The following is a 16,862-nucleotide window of genomic DNA, read 5'->3' as shown; positions in this document are numbered from 1 at the left end:
GGACCGTTAGATTCTACGGTCAGTCAGATACTCGTGCACAAGCCCCAGGAGGCCCGATGTCCCTGCCGGCCGAGTTCCACGACATCGCCAAGCGCGTCAACAACTGGGGGCGCTGGGGCAGGGACGACGAGATCGGCACGCTCAATCTGATCACCGGGGCCGTGGTCAGGGACGCCGCCGCGGAGATACGCAGCGGCCACCGCGTCCCTCTGGCGCTCCCCCTGCACCAGGACGGCGTCCAGACCGGAATGATCCCGGGGCGGGTGAACCCCCTGCACAGCATGGTCCAGATCAACCAGGAGCTCTTCGGCCCCGGGACGGTCGCCACCAGCGACGACGCCGTGACGATGGGCCTGCAGGCCTCCACGCACTGGGACGCCCTCACCCATGCCTCGCACTCGGGCCGGATCTACAACGGCCGCTCCGCCGGCACGATCACCGCCCACACCCGCGCCCGCTTCAGCGGCATCGACAAGGCCACGCCGGTGATCTCTCGCGGCGTACTGCTCGATGTGGCCCGCGCGAAAGGTGCGCAACGACTGCCGGGCGGCCATGCCGTCACGCCCGAGGACCTGGACGAGGCCGCGGAGTTCGGCGGTGTCACGGTCCGCTGCGGCGACATCGTGCTCGTGCGGACCGGACAGATGCAGCTCTGCCTGGCGGGCGACAAGCACGGCTACGGCTATCCGTCCCCGGGACTGTCCCTCCGTACGCCCGAGTGGTTCCACGCCCGCGATGTCGCCGCCGTCGCCAACGACACCCTGACCTTCGAGATCTTCCCGCCGGAGATCGAGAATCTGTGGCTGCCCGTGCACGCACTCGATCTCGTCGAGATGGGCATGCTCCAGGGCCAGAACTGGAATCTGGAGGCGTTGTCCACAGCCTGTGCGGAAGAAGGACGTTACGCGTTCCTGCTGTCGGCGATGCCCGAGCCGTTCGTGGGCGCCACCGGTACGCCGGTCGCCCCGGTGGCGGTCCTGTGACCGCCCCGGACCTCAAGCACCACGCGTGACCGCGTACGGCTCCGCCCCGTATCCGCCCGGCGTCCCGTACACCGGCGACGCGGGCTGCGGCGCGCATCTGTCCACCTCGCACCAGATGGACTTCCCGGCGCCCTCCCGCTGCCAGCCCCAGCGGTCCGCGAGCCCGTCGACCAGCGCGAGGCCCCGTCCGTTGGTGTCGTCGTTGTCCGCGTGGCGGTGCCGCGGCGGGGTGGCGCTGATGTCCGCGACCTCCACCCGCACGGTGCCCGCCTCGGCCGTGCCCGACCCGAAGAGCATGCGCAGCACGGCGGGACAGCCGGTGTGCACCACGGCGTTGGTGACCAGTTCCGAGATCAGCAGGATCAACGTCTCGGCCACCGGCTCGTCGTCCGGCACCCCGGATCCGACGAGCCGGGAACGCGCCCATCTTCGAGCGCGCCCCACCTCCGCGGGATCGGGCCCGATTTCCAACTGCATCTGAAGCACCTGCACCGCTCACACCATCCGAACCGGCGGACACATCGCCTCGCGCCTCAACACCATCACAGAAAGTGATTCCCTTACGAGACAGCATGGTTGACGTACAGTCACCACAACAAGCGCTTCGGGCATATTCCAGCGGGACGGAGTACCCATGGTGCATACTGTGCGACGCACCGCGCGCGGAGTCGAACACAGGCGCGCAAAAGAGTATGAGAACCGTTGCCGCACAGGCCGGACGGCCCGTAGTGCCGGGCCCGGAACCGCCGCGTCGGCAGCGGCACGGTGAGACCCCGCCCGCATCCCGTACTCGCAGCGACTCGCATCCAACGGAGCGTACCGGAGGCGAACCACGACTCCGGCGCGTGACAAGTCGGGCGAAGGACACAACCCGGTATCAACACACGGTGACGGATCAGAGTGCCCAGGCCAACGCCTCGGCCTGGATCTCCTCCGCCTCTGTCGCGGTCAGCCACATCTCGGCCCGTACCCAGGCACGTTTGAGGTGGAGGTGCACATCCGCCTCCCAGGTGAAGCCCATACCGCCGAAGATCTGGAGGCAGTCGCGGGCGTTGCCGACCGCCGCCTCGTCGGCGAGGAGCTTGGCCCCCGCGGTCTCGACCGGGTCCGCGGTGACAGCGGCGGCGAAGACGGCGGTACGTGCCGTCTCGGCACGCACCAGCATCCCGGCGCACAGATGCTTGACGGCCTGGAAACCGCCGATGGGTCGGCCGAACTGGGTGCGTTCCTTGGCGTACTCCACGGCCAGCCCCGTCGTACGGGCGGCGGAGCCCACCTGCTCGGCGGCGGTGAGCAGCACGGCGACGGGGTCCGGTGCCGCATTCCCCGGCCGCGGGAGCCGGTGCAGCGGGGTGAGCGGGTCCACGGACCGTACGGGCACGGCGCCCGCGCAGTGGCCGAGCACCTCGTCGGCCTCGTTCAGCCAGGTCACCAGCCCTCCGGCTGCCGCGGTGACGACCGATTCTCCGGTCGCGGCGCCGGGAACGACGCCCGCGGCGAGATGAGTGGCCACGAGCGGCCCGGGCAGCAGCATCCGCCCGGCCTCCTCGAAGACGACGACGGCCTCGACCGCCCCGAGTCCGGCTCCGCCGTCCGCCTCCGGCAGCCGCAACGAGAAGAACCCCGCGCCCGCGAGCTCCCGCCACAGCGCCCTGTCCAGCCCAGGCGTGTCCACCGCCGCGCGCAGCGCCGCGCGGTCGAAGCGGGCGGCCAGCAGATCCCGCACCCCCCGCCTCAACGCGTTCTGGTCGTCGGTCGGTTGGAAGTGCACGGTGGTCACCGGCCCTTCGGAAGGCCGAGGATGCGCTCGGCGACGATGTTCCGCTGGATCTGGGACGTGCCGGCAGCGATCGTGTACGACAGCGAGGACAGCCGGTCCAGGGTCCACTCATGTGACAGGTCCAGCGCATCGGGGCCGAGGACCTCGGCCGCCGCGTCGTACAGCTCCTGGCGTGCGTGCGAGTAGCGGAGTTTGAAGACCGAGCCCCCTGTCCCGGGGACGCCGCCGGTCCCCTCCGCCTCGCTGACGTTCCACTGGGTGAGCCGCCACAGCGCCGCGAACTCGGCGTGCAGGCGGCCGAGCCGGCGGCGCAGCACCGCGTCGTCCCAGCGGCCGTTCTCGCGTGCCGTGCGGGCCAGTTCGGCGAGGGTGCGGCGGCAGGCGACGACCTCGCCGACGAAGGCCGTGCCGCGCTCGAAGGAGAGAGTGACCATGGTGACGCGCCAGCCGTCGTTCTCGGCCCCGATCCTGTGGGTGACCGGTACCCGGACCTCGTCCAGGAAGACCTCGGCGAACTCGACGGAGCCGGCCAGGGTGCGCAGCGGCCGCACGGTGACGCCGGGCGCGTCCATGGGCATCGCCAGCCAGGTGATGCCCCGGTGCCTGTGCGCCTGCGGATCCGTGCGCACCAGCAGTTCGCACCAGTCGGCGACCTCCGCGTGCGAGGTCCAGATCTTGGAGCCGGTCACGATGTAGGCGTCTCCGTCGCGTACGGCCCTCGTGCGCAGCGAGGCGAGGTCGGAGCCCGCCTCCGGCTCGCTGAAGCCCTGGCACCAGATCTCGTCGCCCCGCAGGATCGGCGGCAGCCAGCGCGCCCGCTGTTCGGCGGTGCCTTCGGCCGCGATCGTCGGTCCCGCGTGCAGCAGCCCGACGAAGTTGGCACCGACGTAGGGGGCCGCCGCCCGCTCCGTCTCCTCAAGGAAGATCAGCCGCAGGGTCGGGGACGCGTCCCAGTGCAGTTCGCCGTATCCGGCGTCGTGCAGGGCACGCTGCCACGCGGTGTCGTACGCCCGCCGGCCCGGCCAGTCGTCCGGCGACGGCTTCGGCGGCAGCTTCGGCAGCACCACCGCCAGCCACTCCCGCAGCCGGGTCCGGAAGTCCTCCTCCTGCGCCGTGCACGCCAGATCCATCAGTCGAGATCCAGGTCCAGCATCCGGATCGCGTTGCCGCGCATCAGCTTGTGCACGGTCTCGTCGTCGAGTCCCTTCACATGGTCGAGCGCGACGTCCTTCGTGTGCGGGAAGGTCGAGTCGACGTGCGGATAGTCGGTCTCGAACGTGGCGTTGTCACGGCCCACCACATCCAGCGACGCGACCCCGTGCTTGTCGCGGAAGAAGCAGCAGAAGATCTGCCGGTAGTAGTAGGTGGACGGCGGCTCGGGGATCAGATCGCGCACCCCGCCCCAGGCCCGGTGCTCCTCCCACACGTCGTCGGCGCGTTCCAGGGCGTAGGGGATCCAGCCCATCTGGCCTTCGCTGTACGCCAGCTTCAGCCGCGGGAACCTCACCAGAACCCCGCTGAAGAGGAAGTCCGTCATCGAGGCCATCGCGTTGTTGAAGCTGAGCGAGGCCTGGACGGCGGGGGGCGCGTCCGGCGACGCCGCCGGCATCTGCGAGGACGACCCGATGTGCATGTTGACGACCGTGCCGGTCTCCTGGCAGACGGCGAAGAACGGGTCCCAGTAGCCCGAGTGGATGGACGGCAGCCCGAGACAGGTGGGGATCTCGGAGAACGTCACGGCCTTCACTCCACGCGCCGCGTTGCGCCGGATCTCGGCGACGGCGAGGTCGATGTCCCACAGCGGGATGAGGCACAGCGGGATGAGCCGGCCGCCGCTGTCGCCGCACCATTCCTCGACCATCCAGTCGTTGTAGGCGCGTACGCAGGCGAGCGCGACCTCCTTGTCGTGCGCCTCGGCGAAGGTCTGGCCGCAGAAGCGCGGGAAGGTGGGGAAGCACAGGGACGCCTCGACATGGTTGAGGTCCATGTCCGCGAGGCGTGCCACCGGGTCCCAGCAGCCGCGTCGCATCTCGGCCCGGGTGATGCCCTCCAGCGTCATGTCGTCGCGGTCGAAGCCCACGGCGGCGATATTGCGCTTGTACGGGAACTTCAGGTCCTCGTAGATCCACCAGTCGGTCGGCGGCCCGTCGGGGTCCATGGTGATCCGGTACTTGCCGCCGACGTAGGCGAGCTCGCCGATCCCGGCGGTCAGCGGCCGCGGCCCGCGGTCCCGGTACTTCACCGGGAGCCAGGTCTCGAAGAGGTGCGCCGGCTCGATCACATGGTCGTCGACGCTCACGATCCGGGGCAGTTCCTGGTCCATCGAGGCCTCCGCTTCTGACGGGTCGTCAGATATCAGGCTAGCCCCGCGCCCCTGGACCGACAAGGCGGTGAGCCCTACGCTCTCCGCACGATCTGACTATCCGTCAGCTACTCGTCGCGCCATGGAGGGGTACGGGCATGAACGAGACCGCACACGCACTGGGGCAGGCCCGCACTCTCTGGGGACTCGTCGACCGCCGCGCCGCCCTCACCCCCGACCGGCCCGTCCTCCTCCAGGGCGGGCGCACCCTCACCTTCGGCGGCCTGCGGGACGGATCCGAGCGGGTCGCGGCAGGGCTGTACGCCATGGGGGTGCGGCCCGGCACGGTCGTCGCCTGGCAACTGCCCACCCGAATCGAGACGGTCCTGCTCACCGTGGCCCTCGCCCGGCTCGGCGCCGTGCAGTCCCCGGTCATCCCCTTCTACCGGGACCGTGAGGTCGGCTTCGCGCTGCGCGAGTCCAAGGCCGAGTTCTTCGCCGTTCCCGGTGTGTGGCGGGGCTTCGACTACCCGGGGATGGCACAGCGGCTCGGGGCGCGCGGCGTCTTCGAGGCGTACGACGCGCTGCCCGACGGCGAGCCCGCCGCGCTGCCCGCCCCGCCCGCCAGAACCCCCGCCCGTGGCGCGGGCTCCGGACCGGGCGCGGACGTGCGCTGGATCTACTGGACCTCGGGCACCACGTCCGACCCCAAGGGCGTCCTGCACACGGACCGTTCACTGATCGCGGGCGGATCGTGTCTCGCGCACTCCCTGCACCTGTCCGCGGACGACGTCGGCTCCATCGCCTTCCCCTTCGCGCACATCGGCGGCCCGGACTATCTGGTGATGCTGCTGCTGTACGGGTTCCCCGCGGTCCTGTTCGAGCACTTCGCGCTGCCCGGCGCACTGGCCGAGTACCGCCGGCACGGCGTGACGACGGCCGGCGGCTCCACCGCCTTCTACTCGATGTTCCTGGCCGAACAGCGCAAACAGCCCGGCGAGAAGCTGATCCCCACCCTGCGCCTGCTGGCGGGCGGGGGCGCGCCCAAGCCGCCCGAGCTCTACCACGCCGTCGTACGCGAGATGGGCTGCGCGCTCACCCACGGCTACGGCATGACCGAAGTCCCGATGATCACCATGGGCTCGCCCGACGACACCCCCGAGAACCTCGCCACCACCGAAGGAAGGCCACCGGCCGGGATGGAGATACGGATCGTCGACGGCGAGGTCCGGCTGCGCGGCGAAGCCGTCTGCCAGGGCTATCTGGACGCCGAACCGTCGGCCGAGGTCTTCGACTCCGAGGGGTTCCTGCGCACCGGGGACCTCGGCCGGCTCACCGACAGCGGACATCTCGTCCTCACCGGACGTCTCAAGGACGTCATCATCCGCAAGGGCGAGAACATCTCCGCCAAGGAGATCGAGGATCTGCTGCACCGGCACCCGGCGGTGGGCGACGCGGCGGTGATCGGACTGCCCGACCCCGAACGCGGGGAACGGGTCTGCGCGGTGGTCGAACGGACCGCGGAAGCCGAGGAGCTCACGCTCGACGCGGTGACCGCGTTTCTGCGGGGGGAGGGCCTGTCCGTGCACAAACTGCCCGAGCAGCTCGAGGTGGTGGACGCCCTCCCCCGTAACGACACCCTGCGCAAGGTGCTCAAGTACCGGCTCAGGGAACGGTACGCGTGAGTCCCGCCGGGACTCACGACGGCTACTGGGGCTGTTCGGGAGTGACGTAGTACGCGGCGAAACCCTTGAGGACCTCTTCCTCGCTGATCCGGCCGTCGCCGTCCGCGTCCAGGGCCGCACCGGCCCGGTCCGCGACACCGGGATCGACGCCCAGTGCGCGCAGTGCCCGCGCGGCGGCCTGCGGGGTCACACCGTTGCCGTCCTCGTCCGCGATGGCGATCACCGCATGCAGGAAGGGGCGGGCGATCTCACCGAACCGCTCGGGGTTGTCGCGCAGTCTCTTCACCGCGCCCGTCACGAACTCCTGGCGGGTGACCCGCTGATCACCGTCCACATCGGCGATGCCCGCCATGCCCTGCCAGAACGCCTCGGCGCCGCTGTAGAGCGCCTGGCCCCTGTCGGAGCGTGCGGTGACGGAGAACTCCGCGAGCAGGGCGGCGGCGGCCCCACTGAAGTCCTCACGGTCGATGTAGCCGTTGCCGTCCTGATCGAAAGCGGCGAAGCGGGAAGCGATCTTCCGCTCGTACTCTGCGCTGTCCATGCGGGGAGCGTACGGCCCCGGAAGCCGACGCGTGTACGTACCCAGGCAATTGCGTGGTGGTGACATCGCGGCGAAGGGCAGGTGACAGGCCTGCCGGACGCCCGCGGACAACGTCAGGCGGACAGCGGACGAGCCCCTTCGCCGGTGGCGGAACCCGCGTCCGCGTACACCTCGAAGAGCCGGCGTACGCCCAGCGCGGCGAGCACCCGGTTGACGTGCGAGCCCTCCTCTGCGCCGCGGGAGGGCAGTATCAGGCGCAGCCGGCCGCGACAGGAGCGCAGCAGTCTTCGGGAGGCGATGAGTACGCCGACGCCGCTCGAGTCGCAGAATTGCACCCCGGACAGGTCGAGCACCAGATCGCGGTGGCCTGCGGCGACCGCTTCATGGACGTGCTGGCGGACCGTGGGGGAGGAGACGAGATCGAGCTCGCCGCACACGTGGAGCACGGTCCAACCGTCCTGCCGGGTCTCGGCCACGCTGAGCATCACCACTTCTCGACCCTCTCCTTGTGCCGGCCGATGGACCGGAAGCCGTCCTTCCACGCCCCCCTGCCCCACGGCTCAGCACTGAAACGCCCGGCCCGTCACGGACGCCGCGGGCCTCTACCATCCCGGGGCCGGCGAAGTGGGGTACTTGGCGCAAAGGGGGGTGCGTACGTCGTTCGGCGCACTACATTCGGAAGTGGCAGCACAGGAGCGGGCACGGACAGCAGGCACATGCAGCCGGCACAGGCGTCAGGCTTGGGGGCCGAATGGCGAAGGACACACCACCGCGCTGGGACCGCAGGATGCAGCAGCGGCTCGCGCGGGGCGAGGCCGCGGCGCTCGGGGAGCTGTACGACAGGTTCGCTGCGCTCGTGCACAGCCAGGCCCACCGGGTGCTCGAGGACGACGCGGCGGCCGACCGGGTCACCCGCGAGGTCTTCGGCTACATCTGGGAGAACCCGGACGCGTACGACCCCAGGAAGGGCTCGATGCGCTCCTGGGTCGCCAGGCTCACCAACAGCCAGGCCGTGCACCGCCTGCGCGAGAGCGAAGCGGCCGCGCTCGCCCAGGGCGGTGGCGGATCCCCGGAGGAACTGGAGCAGAAGGTGCGCAGGGCCGCCGTCGCGGCCCGCGCCGACTACATCGTGACCTCCATGCCGGCGCCGCTGCGGGCCGCGCTGGAGCTGGCGTACTTCCAGCGCAGGGACTACCGGCAGACCGCGGCGGACCTCGGGGTCACCGAGGACGAGGCCAGGCGCCGACTGCGGCTGGGCCTCCAGCTGCTGTCCACCGCACAGACCCGCCCGCTGGAAGGCTCGTCACCACCCGGATACGGACGGTCGCTGTGAACGGGCCGCTGGACGGCGGCCCGGGCGGCGGACGCGGGGACGAGGGCGGGCGTGAGGGCGGGCGTGACGAGGCACGGGGCGTTCCTCGCATACCGGCACCGCGGTCGGCCGCGGACGACCTGGGGCCGGGCGCGTACCGCCCTTCGCCACCGCCGGAACCGGACCCTGCAGAGGCCACCGGGGACGGGGTGCCGGACGGCGCGAAGTCCGACTGCGACGCCGATGCGGATGTCGATGCCCGTCCCGGTGACTCCGGATCCGGTGCCGGTACCGCCGACGGGACGGACGTCAGGTCCGATACCGAATCCCGCGCCGGGTCCGACGCCAGGAACGCCAGGTTCGACACCGGTCCCGAGGCCCGCACCGGACGGGGTGCAGAGGACACGGCCGGCCCTGGCACCCACACGCCGACCGCGGCCCTCGGAGCCGGTCCGCGGCCCGAGGCCGGACCCCTCTCGCACAGCGTGCTGAAGTCCCTGCTCGGCGCCTGGGCCCTGTCCGCCTGCTCCGCCGAGGAGACCGCCGCCGTCGAGGAGCACCTCGGCGAGTGCGCACCCTGCGCGGACGAGGCGCTGCGGCTGCGCGACGCGGTCGGGCTGCTGCACACCGACCACGACCTCGATCTCGACCCGCTGCTGCGCTTCCGCGTGCTGGAGAACTGCCTGGGCCGCAGGCCCGCCCGTATTCCGGTTCCCTCGTGGGCCGACCCGTACGACGCGGAGACCGCCCGGCTCGACGCGCTGCTGCGCGACATCGGCGACGCCGAATGGCACGCGCCCGTGCGGCTCAAGTGGTTCGAGGGCGACCGCCAGGTGAACCGCCGAACGACCGTCGCCGGGGTCATCGGCCATCTGATGTCCGTCGACGGCCTGGTCGCGGAGGCCCTCGGACTCGACGACCCGCTGGGCCGCGGCGCACCGCGTACGCCGGCCGAGCGCACCGAGGCGTACTGGAAGACCGCGGATCCGCCGCCCACACGCACGGTCCGCGCGCCATGGCGCGACCAGAGCCACACCCTCATCCGCACCGTGTCCTTCGCCGACCGGGGCGCCGCCGAGCTGTCCGTCTCCTACGGGTCGTTCGCGCTGCCGCTGCGGGACTCGCTGCTCGACCGCGCCTTCGAGTGCTGGATCCACGCCGAGGACATCGCAGACGCGGTGGACTATCCGTACGAGCCGCCGAGCGGATCGCATCTGAACCGGATGATCGACCTCGCGGCGCGACTGCTGCCCGCCGCGCTCGCCGAACGCCGACGCGCGGGGCTCGCCGGACCGGCCAGACATCTGGTCGCGGCCGGGGAGGCGGGGCGTTCGCTGCACCTGGAGGTCGAGGGCTCGGGCGGCGGCAACTGGTACATCGCACTGGACTCCCCCGCCGCCGTCGGTTCACCCGACCAGTCCGTGGCACAAGTCGCCCTGGACGGCGTCGAGTTCTGCCGACTGGTGGCCGGGCACATCTCACCCCGGGAGGCCGCGGCCGGACAGGACGGCGACCGGGAGGCGATCCGGGACGTACTGTTCGCGGCCGCAGCCCTGAGCCGCCTGTAGTGCGCGGGGCCGGCGGGAGGCCCTCAGGCGCGGCCGTCGGTCACGGCCCGCCCACCCTGACGTTCGGGTCGCCGTCGCCGCCGTGCGGCTTCAGCTCGATCTTGATGGTGTGGGTCGCGTCGCGCGCCGTCGAACCCCCGCCCCCCGCCGTCAGCACGCCGATCCGCAACTCCGCCCGCCCACTGCCCTCCTTGCGCACCTGCACCACGAACTCCAGATGCACGCTCTCCACACTGAACCGGAGATCGCGCCCCTCCCCCGCCCGCTGCGCCAGCTCGAGCTCGTCCCGGACCTGTCCGATCACCTCGGCCAGTCCCGCTACTGCGGTTTCGTCACGCTCAGCCATCGCGTACCCCGTCTCCCGTAGTTATCGTTGTGCAGTATGAGCGTGCCGCTTCGCACTTCCAACTCCTCATGGCAGGAGGAAAGTTGGCGGGTCTGTCTGCTACGCACCCCCGACCGGGCGGGCCGCCCGCTGGGCGCGGGCGTACTGCTGCCCGGAGGTCTCGTACTGACCTGTGCGCACACGGTGCTCTCCCGGCCGGATCAGTCGGGCACCCGCACGCCGCTGGACCCGGTGTATGTCGACGTACCGCGCACCTCCCTGTCCGACGACGGACGGCAGCCTCTGCCGGCACGGGTGCTGCGGCAGTATCTGGTGCTGCCCACAGCGCAGTTCGGTGGTGACCTGGCGCTGCTCAAACTGGACCACGAGCCACAGGTGCCGCATGCGGTACTGCACCGGCAGATCCCGGCGCGCGGTGCGAGGGTGCACTTCACCGGCTACCCGGAGGACCTTCCGGGCGGCGAGCACGTCGAGGCCCGGCTGATGGGCCGCGGCGGCCCCGGGCCGACGCCGGAGTGGGTGCAGCTCGACGCCGTGGGCTCGCCGTACGTGGTCCGGCACGGCTACAGCGGCTGCGGGGTGGTGCACAGCAGGTCACGGCGCCTGATCGGCATCGTGGCGCACCAGTTCGGCACCCCGCAGGCACCGGTGCGGCAGGGCCATGCGTACATGATCCCGACGGAGACGGTGCTCAGGCATCTGCCGCTGGAGCGGCTGGGGCTGACGGTGACCGGGTCCCCCGCGATTCCGCCCGATGTGGCGGTCGCGCCCGGCAGCACCGCGTCCGGCAGGGTCACGGGTCTGCACCGCCGGCTGACCCGCTGGCTGGACGGCGCCCCGGACACCGACCCGGTGGAGCTGGCGTTCGCCGGGGAGGGCGAGCACGGCCTGCTGCACACGATCAGATCCGTCCTGACTCTGGCCGACCGGGAGCAGAGCCCTCCCGATCCCCCGCCGCCCTCGGGCACGTCGGTGGGCGAGCCGCAGATCGGCAGCATCGACATCGCGGTCGACGCGACCAACCGTACGGTGACGGATTTGGCCCGCCAGGTGGCCGACCGCATAGGCCTGGAGCTGGACACCGCGGACCCGCCCGAACCCGGCGCCGACTCCCGGGGTCACACCCCGCAGGCCCGGTGCGGCGCCGACCCGGCCGCCGGACCCGACCGGTCCCACGGGCCGGGCCGGGCCGACGGGCCGGGCCGGGCCGACGGACCGGACCGGGCCGGGGCCGCCCACACCGCGCTGCTCGACCGCATCGCCCGCGAAAGTCCGCCGCTCATCGCCGCGTTCCTGGCCATCGACCGGTCCGCATCCACCGACACCGAGATCGTGGGCCTGCTGCGCGCCCTCCGCACGCGGGGGGACAGCCGGCTGCTGCTCGTCTTCAGCGATCCGCGCTCCCCGCTTCTCGGCCGGGTCCGCACCCAACTGCTCGGGCCCGACTGGGCCGAGCGCCGCGCCGAGCGGCTCGCGGCGCGCGTGAACAGACTCGCCGCCGCCGAACAGCGGTTACGGCAGCTCCCCGGCCCCAACAGCCCCGTCGCCGAACTGGTGCGCCGCCCCGCCGAACGGGCCCCGCGACTGCGCGGCAAGCTCCAGCAAGTCAGTCCTGGCGGCGCGTTGTACGACAAGCCGGCCCTGCCGCAGGGGCTGTTCCGGCTCACCGTCGACGTCGAGACGGCCCTGCTCGACGCGGAGGTCGCCGAGCAGGCGCTGGCCGGGCCGATGGGCCCGCGCGAGTTCGTCGTCGAACCGCCCGGCGACCAGCTCACCGATCTGCCCGTCGTCGCCGTACGCGACCCCGACGCGCTCGTCACCGCACCCTCCGGCCCCCATCTGACGGGCGGCGATCGGCTGCACCAGCAGTACGAGGTGGTCGGCCCGATCGGCCAGGGCAGCCACGGCCAGGTCTATCTCGCCCGCGATCTGCTGCTGGAGATGCGTCCCGTGGCACTCAAGGGCATCCTCGACCCCGACAACCCGGCCGCCGTGCGCCAGGCCCACCAGGAGCGGCTGCGGCTGGTCAGCCTCAACCACCCGTCCGTCATCCGCGTGGTCAACTACGCGCGTCATCCGTCGACTTCGGCGGAGTTCATCGTGATGGAGTTCGCCGACGGGGCGCCGCTGGCGTGGGTCGCGGCCCGGATCGCCGAGCAGCACCCGCCGTTCGCGGGTCCCCGGGTCCGTGAGTTCATCGTGGCGTACGGGCTGCTGATCCTGGACGCCCTCAGCTATCTGCACGACCACGAGCACTTCGTCTACGGCGACCTCTCCCTCACCAACGTCCTGCACTGCGGCAACGGCATCAAGCTCATCGACGTCGCGGGTGTACGCGAGCCGGGCGCCCCGGGGCCGGTCAGCCACCGGCCGCCGGAGTGCGGACCGGCCGGCGAGATGACGACCGCGGGCGACCTGTACAGCGTCGGCGCGGTCCTTGCCGAGCTCCTGGACAAGGACCCGGCGCCGCCCGCCGACCTCGGCACCCGGTCACTGCACCGGGCGCTGCGGCGGGCCATGGAGAGCGACCCCCGGCTGCGGTACGCCTCCGCGCAGGAGATGGCCGTACAGCTGCGCGGCGTCCTGCGCGAACTGCGGTCGCTGCGGCTGGGCGAGGAGACGTTCCAGCCGTCCCCGCTGTTCGACTCGGCGGCCATCGCCCTGGACGGGCAGCTCGGCAAGGCCCCGCCGCTGGAACGCTGGCGGGCGGGCGGCACGGGCGACCGGCTCGGGGCGCAGGTGCCGGCGCCGTCCGAGGCGGCTGTGGCCCTGCCGGTGCCGAAGGCCGACGAGGCGGACCTCAACTGGAAGGAGCTGCAGCGCACCTCGTACGACGACCCGGCCGGGCTGCTGCAGCTCAGCGACGATTGGCTGCCGTCCCCGGAGTTGCATCTGCTGCGCTGCCGGCTGCATCTGGAACTGTCCCGCGGCCGTCGGCGCAGCCGGGACACAGAGCTGGTGACCGCGGCGATGGAACTCGACAAGGCGCGCCGGCTGCTCGGCGACCGGGCGCCGTACGACTGGCGTCTGGACTGGCACGCCGGGCTCACCGAACTCGCCCACGCCCGGCTGGACCGGGCGCTGAGCTGCTTCGACAAGGTGTACGCCGCGATCCCGGGCGAGTACGCGCCCAAGCTCGCCCTCGGCTACTGCCACGAGAAGCTCGCCGACAAGTGGCGCAGCGGCGAGGCGGCCACGGCGCCCGAGGCGGCAGGGCAGCAGGAGGCTCACGAGCAGCAGGCCATGCGGTTCTACGACGCGGTGTGGCAGCGCAACCACGCCTTGGGGGCAGCGGCGTTCGGCCTGGCCCGGATCCATCTGGCCCGCCACAGCCCGGACCGGGCGCTGGCCTCCCTCGACGGTGTTCCTCCGGACTCCCGGCACCGCACCGCGGCGCGTACGGCGATGGTGCGCATCCACGCCGGTCCGCCGACGGAGGGCGGCCGGCCGACCGTGGCATCGGCGGTCCGCGCCTTCACGGCCCTGCACCGGCTCGCGGGCTACGAGGGGCTGACGGACCGGCATGCGTACGAGCGGCTCACGGCCGAGCTGCTGGAGCTGCTGCTGGACCTGGTCGACGCGGCCCGTGAGCAGGGCGCGGGCGAGACTCCCTCCGCGGGCTCGTGGGGGGATCCCCTGGCGGAACTGAGCGCCGCACTGCCGTCGACGATCCCCGTCCCCGCGACGGAACGGCAGCTGCGCGAGCAACTGTCCGCGAGCTATCGCCAGCTGGCCAAACAGGTCCCGCACACGGGCCACCCGCACGGCGCGGCCCTGGCGGAGTCCCTGCTCGACAACGCCTACCGCACCCGCCCGCTGGGCCTGCGTCACCACCGCCGCCGCCCCCGGGACCGCCGCCCCCGCCCGACCTGGCCCCGCGGGCGGGGTACGGGTGAGGCCGTATGACCCCCGGCAGAAGATCCGCCGGGTGGGCGGACGCCCTGCGCAGACGCACTCGACGGCTGTGGCGTCAGGCGCCCGCGGTCGGGCCCGCGCTGTGGCGGCGGGCCGCCGGGCGGGCGGAGGGCGCGGCCACCGCCGTGTTCCTGCGGCGCCGCATGCTCGTGCTGCCCGCGCTCGCCGTGATCGCGCTCGCGCTCTGTGCCGCCGCCTACAGCGATGTGCATCAGCGCTCGGAGCGGCTGCACGACCGGTGCGTGCCCGCGCTCGTGGGGCTCGCGCAGGCGCGTACGTCGCTCCAGCTCGCCCAGGGGCAGGCCGAGTTGCGGCTGCTGGAAGGCCCTCAGGTCGGGCTGGTCGAGCTCGGGGAGACGTACCGCTCACGGCTGACCGAGGCCTCGCAGAGCCTCAATCGGGTCGCCGGGTCCGGGGCCCTGCGCAAAGGTCAGGAACAGGAGCTGCGGGTGGTGTCGGGGCTGGTGGTCGCGTACGGCGACAAGATCGCCTGGGCGGAGCGCAACCGCAGCAGCGACGTGCTGCGCAGGGCCGGGGTCGAGTACGCGGCCGGCATGCTGCGCGGCCCCAAGGGCAGCCCGGACGGCACACCCCAGGAGCCCACGGCCGTACTCGACCGGATCAAGGTGTTGGAGCGGCAGCTGAGCCAGGAGAACAGCGAGCTCGCGGCCTGGAGCCCGCTGACCCTGACCGCCGCGGCCGCCGCGGCGCTGGTGGCGGGCCTGTTCGCGTTCGTGGCCTTCGGTACGTCGGTGTTCGTGCGGGACCGGCTGCGGCTGGTCAGCGTGCAACTGGCCGCGGGCTGCGTGCCGGTGCTGCTCGCTCCCGTCCTGCTGGCGGCCGGCGGGACCGCGGAGCATTCCGCCCAGCAGCGGGTGCGGAGCGAGGTCGCGGAACTGACCGGGATCTCCGTCGGCCGGCAGGCTCCGCGCGAGATCGAGGCCGTCGAGCGCCGGGCGGCCGACGCGATGCGCGCCGCGCACCCCGAGGGCTGGTCGCTGACCGCGGGCATTGTCGTGCCCGCGGGCTTCGCGGGCGCGCTGGCCTGCGGGGTGACGCTCTATCTCTACGGCAGGCCGTACCCGGCGGTCCGCTTCCCCCGCCGCAAGGATGCGGACGCAGACGTATGAGGTGGGTCAAGCGGATGAGGTGCTTGAGGGCTGTGCTGGCGGGCTGCCTGCTCGCCGTGTCGGCCGTGGCCACGGGCGGCTGCGCCGGCGCCGGGGAGGAGCGGACTCTGGTCGTGCTCGGGCCGTGGACGGACGGCGAGGAGAAGCCGTTCGTGCAGGCGCTGCGCGGCATCGAGAAGCGCACCGGCCGACGCTACGTCTACAAGGGCACGCGCTCGCTGCGCGAGACCCTGGTCGCCCAGTTGCAGGCCGGTGCGCCGCCGGATGTGGCCATACTCAACAGTCCCGGCGAACTCGCCGAGTACGCCCGCGCCGGGGACGTGCAGCCACTGCCCGAGAGCGTGGCCGGGGCCGCCGTCCCCCCGTGGGCCCCGGCCGTCACCGTCGCCGACGAGGACGGCGAGATGCGCACGCGGCCGTTCTGGGTGCCGGTGCGCGTGGATCTGAAGTCGCTCGTGTGGAGCCGTACGGACGTGGCCGGCAAGGCTCCGCGCTGGTGCCTGGGCCTGGGCTCGGGCGCGACGTCGGGCTGGCCGGGCACCGACTGGGTGGAGGATCTGCTGCTGCAGCGCCAGGGCGCCGCCGCATACGAGCGCTGGGCGACCGGCGCCACCGAGTGGGAGAAGACCCGGCCGGTGTGGCAGGAATGGGCGCGGATGCTGACCTCGGACGGCCGCAACCCGCACCCGCAGGGACTTGCCGATTCGTTCGAGCTGCTCGACGACGGCCGGTACGGGCTGCTGAACCGCGGCGACTGCACCCATGAGCACCAGGGCTCGTTCATCCGCCGCCACTACGGCGACGATGTGCGGCCGTTCCCCACGGCCCGCCATCTGCATCCGCCGCGCGGCGGTCCTGCGGCCGACGAGACGGCGTTCGAGGTCTCCGGCGACATGGCGGCGGTCTTCAAGCCGAGCGCGGCCGCCTGGGATCTGCTGGACCGGCTCAGCTCACGGCGGGCCCGCACGGACTGGGCGAACGCCGCCCGGCCCGGCGAGCGGCCGTTCTTCCCGGGCGGCACGGTCGCCTCCGGCCGGCTGTCGCACGGCACTCAGGCCGTCCAGGAGCTGTTCGGTACGGCGGGCCAGATCTGCATGGACGCCTCGGACGCGATGCCGCCCACGCTGCGGGACGCCTTCCACCGGGCTGTGCTGGAATTCTTCGACGACCCGATGAACGAGGCGCTGCTGGACCGGCTGCTCGAGCAACTGGAGGCGGAACGCCGTCTGCAGGAGGGCGAGAAGGCGTTCGTCCTGGACGATCTGTGCGACAGCCCGGTGGCCGACCCTTCCTAGGACGG

Annotated in this window: 14 protein-coding genes; 7 read left to right on the top strand and 7 right to left on the bottom strand. The window is 72.3% G+C overall.

Translation table 11 applies throughout. From position 1 onward, the window contains the following. Nucleotides 1-56: 56 nt before the first annotated feature. Nucleotides 57-983: a cyclase family protein gene (locus ACFYWI_RS12315; RefSeq protein ID WP_389229433.1), complete on the top strand. Its 927-nt coding sequence runs from the start codon at nt 57-59 to the stop codon at nt 981-983. A gap of 12 nt (nt 984-995) precedes the next feature. On the opposite strand, the gene ACFYWI_RS12310 is transcribed toward ACFYWI_RS12315, so the two are convergent. The 4 genes from ACFYWI_RS12310 to ACFYWI_RS12295 all read right to left on the bottom strand — a co-directional run bounded on the left by ACFYWI_RS12310 (nt 996) and on the right by ACFYWI_RS12295 (nt 5,086). After that, a complete protein-coding gene (locus ACFYWI_RS12310) occupies nt 996-1,475 on the bottom strand; it encodes an ATP-binding protein (protein WP_389229430.1) in 480 nt (159 codons plus the stop codon). A 403-nt stretch (nt 1,476-1,878) separates the two neighbouring features. Beyond that, nucleotides 1,879-2,754, bottom strand: coding sequence for an acyl-CoA dehydrogenase family protein (locus ACFYWI_RS12305; protein ID WP_389230057.1), 876 nt, complete (start codon nt 2,752-2,754; stop codon nt 1,879-1,881). A 5-nt stretch (nt 2,755-2,759) separates the two neighbouring features. After that, nucleotides 2,760-3,893, bottom strand: a complete 1,134-nt coding sequence (locus ACFYWI_RS12300) for an acyl-CoA dehydrogenase family protein (RefSeq protein WP_389229427.1) — start codon at nt 3,891-3,893, stop codon at nt 2,760-2,762. Next, complete coding sequence (locus ACFYWI_RS12295; protein ID WP_389229424.1) at nt 3,893-5,086, bottom strand: amidohydrolase family protein; 1,194 nt, start codon at nt 5,084-5,086, stop codon at nt 3,893-3,895. Before ACFYWI_RS12295 ends, ACFYWI_RS12300 begins: the two co-directional genes overlap by 1 nt. A 137-nt stretch (nt 5,087-5,223) precedes the next feature. On the opposite strand from ACFYWI_RS12295, the gene ACFYWI_RS12290 reads away from it, so the two are divergent. Beyond that, complete coding sequence (locus ACFYWI_RS12290) at nt 5,224-6,750, top strand: class I adenylate-forming enzyme family protein (protein WP_389229421.1); 1,527 nt, start codon at nt 5,224-5,226, stop codon at nt 6,748-6,750. Between the two features lie 22 nt (nt 6,751-6,772). On the opposite strand, the gene ACFYWI_RS12285 is transcribed toward ACFYWI_RS12290, so the two are convergent. Together ACFYWI_RS12285 and ACFYWI_RS12280 are read right to left on the bottom strand one after the other, a co-directional pair. Further along, nucleotides 6,773-7,291, bottom strand: coding sequence for an EF-hand domain-containing protein (locus ACFYWI_RS12285; protein WP_389229418.1), 519 nt, complete (start codon nt 7,289-7,291; stop codon nt 6,773-6,775). 113 nt (nt 7,292-7,404) lie between these two features. Continuing rightward, nucleotides 7,405-7,779, bottom strand: coding sequence for an STAS domain-containing protein (locus ACFYWI_RS12280; protein ID WP_389230054.1), 375 nt, complete (start codon nt 7,777-7,779; stop codon nt 7,405-7,407). Nucleotides 7,780-8,042: 263 nt separating this feature from the next. On the opposite strand from ACFYWI_RS12280, the gene ACFYWI_RS12275 reads away from it, so the two are divergent. Both ACFYWI_RS12275 and ACFYWI_RS12270 read left to right on the top strand, forming a co-directional pair. Further along, entirely contained in the window at nt 8,043-8,624 is a 582-nt protein-coding gene (locus ACFYWI_RS12275) for a sigma-70 family RNA polymerase sigma factor (protein ID WP_389229415.1), read from the top strand. Next, nucleotides 8,621-10,171, top strand: a complete 1,551-nt coding sequence (locus ACFYWI_RS12270; protein WP_389229412.1) for a maleylpyruvate isomerase N-terminal domain-containing protein — start codon at nt 8,621-8,623, stop codon at nt 10,169-10,171. The genes ACFYWI_RS12275 and ACFYWI_RS12270 overlap by 4 nt, the downstream gene beginning before the upstream one ends. Before the next feature lie 40 nt (nt 10,172-10,211). Here ACFYWI_RS12270 and ACFYWI_RS12265 read toward each other — a convergent pair whose 3' ends face one another. Further along, nucleotides 10,212-10,517, bottom strand: a complete 306-nt coding sequence (locus tag ACFYWI_RS12265) for a trypco2 family protein (protein WP_389229409.1) — start codon at nt 10,515-10,517, stop codon at nt 10,212-10,214. Between the two features lie 36 nt (nt 10,518-10,553). On the opposite strand from ACFYWI_RS12265, the gene ACFYWI_RS12260 reads away from it, so the two are divergent. The 3 genes from ACFYWI_RS12260 to ACFYWI_RS12250 are packed head-to-tail and all read left to right on the top strand — an operon-like array spanning nt 10,554 to nt 16,857. After that, a complete protein-coding gene (locus tag ACFYWI_RS12260; RefSeq protein WP_389229406.1) occupies nt 10,554-14,423 on the top strand; it encodes a tetratricopeptide repeat protein in 3,870 nt (1,289 codons plus the stop codon). Beyond that, nucleotides 14,420-15,562, top strand: a complete 1,143-nt coding sequence (locus ACFYWI_RS12255) for a hypothetical protein (RefSeq protein ID WP_389229403.1) — start codon at nt 14,420-14,422, stop codon at nt 15,560-15,562. The genes ACFYWI_RS12260 and ACFYWI_RS12255 overlap by 4 nt, the downstream gene beginning before the upstream one ends. 14 nt (nt 15,563-15,576) lie before the next feature. Beyond that, the gene (locus ACFYWI_RS12250) at nt 15,577-16,857 is read left to right on the top strand and encodes an extracellular solute-binding protein (protein WP_389229400.1); all 1,281 of its coding nucleotides are present in this window, start codon (nt 15,577-15,579) and stop codon (nt 16,855-16,857) included. The last annotated feature ends 5 nt before the right edge of the window (nt 16,858-16,862 follow it).

This window comes from Streptomyces sp. NPDC002889 (assembly GCF_042888425.1).
In the GTDB taxonomy this organism is placed as follows: Bacteria; Actinomycetota; Actinomycetes; order Streptomycetales; family Streptomycetaceae; genus Streptomyces.
This window is presented reverse-complemented; position numbering and strand designations above follow the sequence as displayed.

Coding starts and splice junctions, on each gene's coding strand:
- ACFYWI_RS12315 (WP_389229433.1), top strand. CDS start 57: ATGTCCCTGCCGGCCGAGTTCCACGACATCGCCAAGCGCGTCAACAAC.
- ACFYWI_RS12300 (WP_389229427.1), bottom strand. CDS start 3,893: ATGGATCTGGCGTGCACGGCGCAGGAGGAGGACTTCCGGACCCGGCTG.
- ACFYWI_RS12295 (WP_389229424.1), bottom strand. CDS start 5,086: ATGGACCAGGAACTGCCCCGGATCGTGAGCGTCGACGACCATGTGATC.
- ACFYWI_RS12290 (WP_389229421.1), top strand. CDS start 5,224: ATGAACGAGACCGCACACGCACTGGGGCAGGCCCGCACTCTCTGGGGA.
- ACFYWI_RS12285 (WP_389229418.1), bottom strand. CDS start 7,291: ATGGACAGCGCAGAGTACGAGCGGAAGATCGCTTCCCGCTTCGCCGCT.
- ACFYWI_RS12275 (WP_389229415.1), top strand. CDS start 8,043: ATGGCGAAGGACACACCACCGCGCTGGGACCGCAGGATGCAGCAGCGG.
- ACFYWI_RS12265 (WP_389229409.1), bottom strand. CDS start 10,517: ATGGCTGAGCGTGACGAAACCGCAGTAGCGGGACTGGCCGAGGTGATC.
- ACFYWI_RS12260 (WP_389229406.1), top strand. CDS start 10,554: ATGAGCGTGCCGCTTCGCACTTCCAACTCCTCATGGCAGGAGGAAAGT.
- ACFYWI_RS12255 (WP_389229403.1), top strand. CDS start 14,420: ATGACCCCCGGCAGAAGATCCGCCGGGTGGGCGGACGCCCTGCGCAGA.
- ACFYWI_RS12250 (WP_389229400.1), top strand. CDS start 15,577: ATGAGGTGCTTGAGGGCTGTGCTGGCGGGCTGCCTGCTCGCCGTGTCG.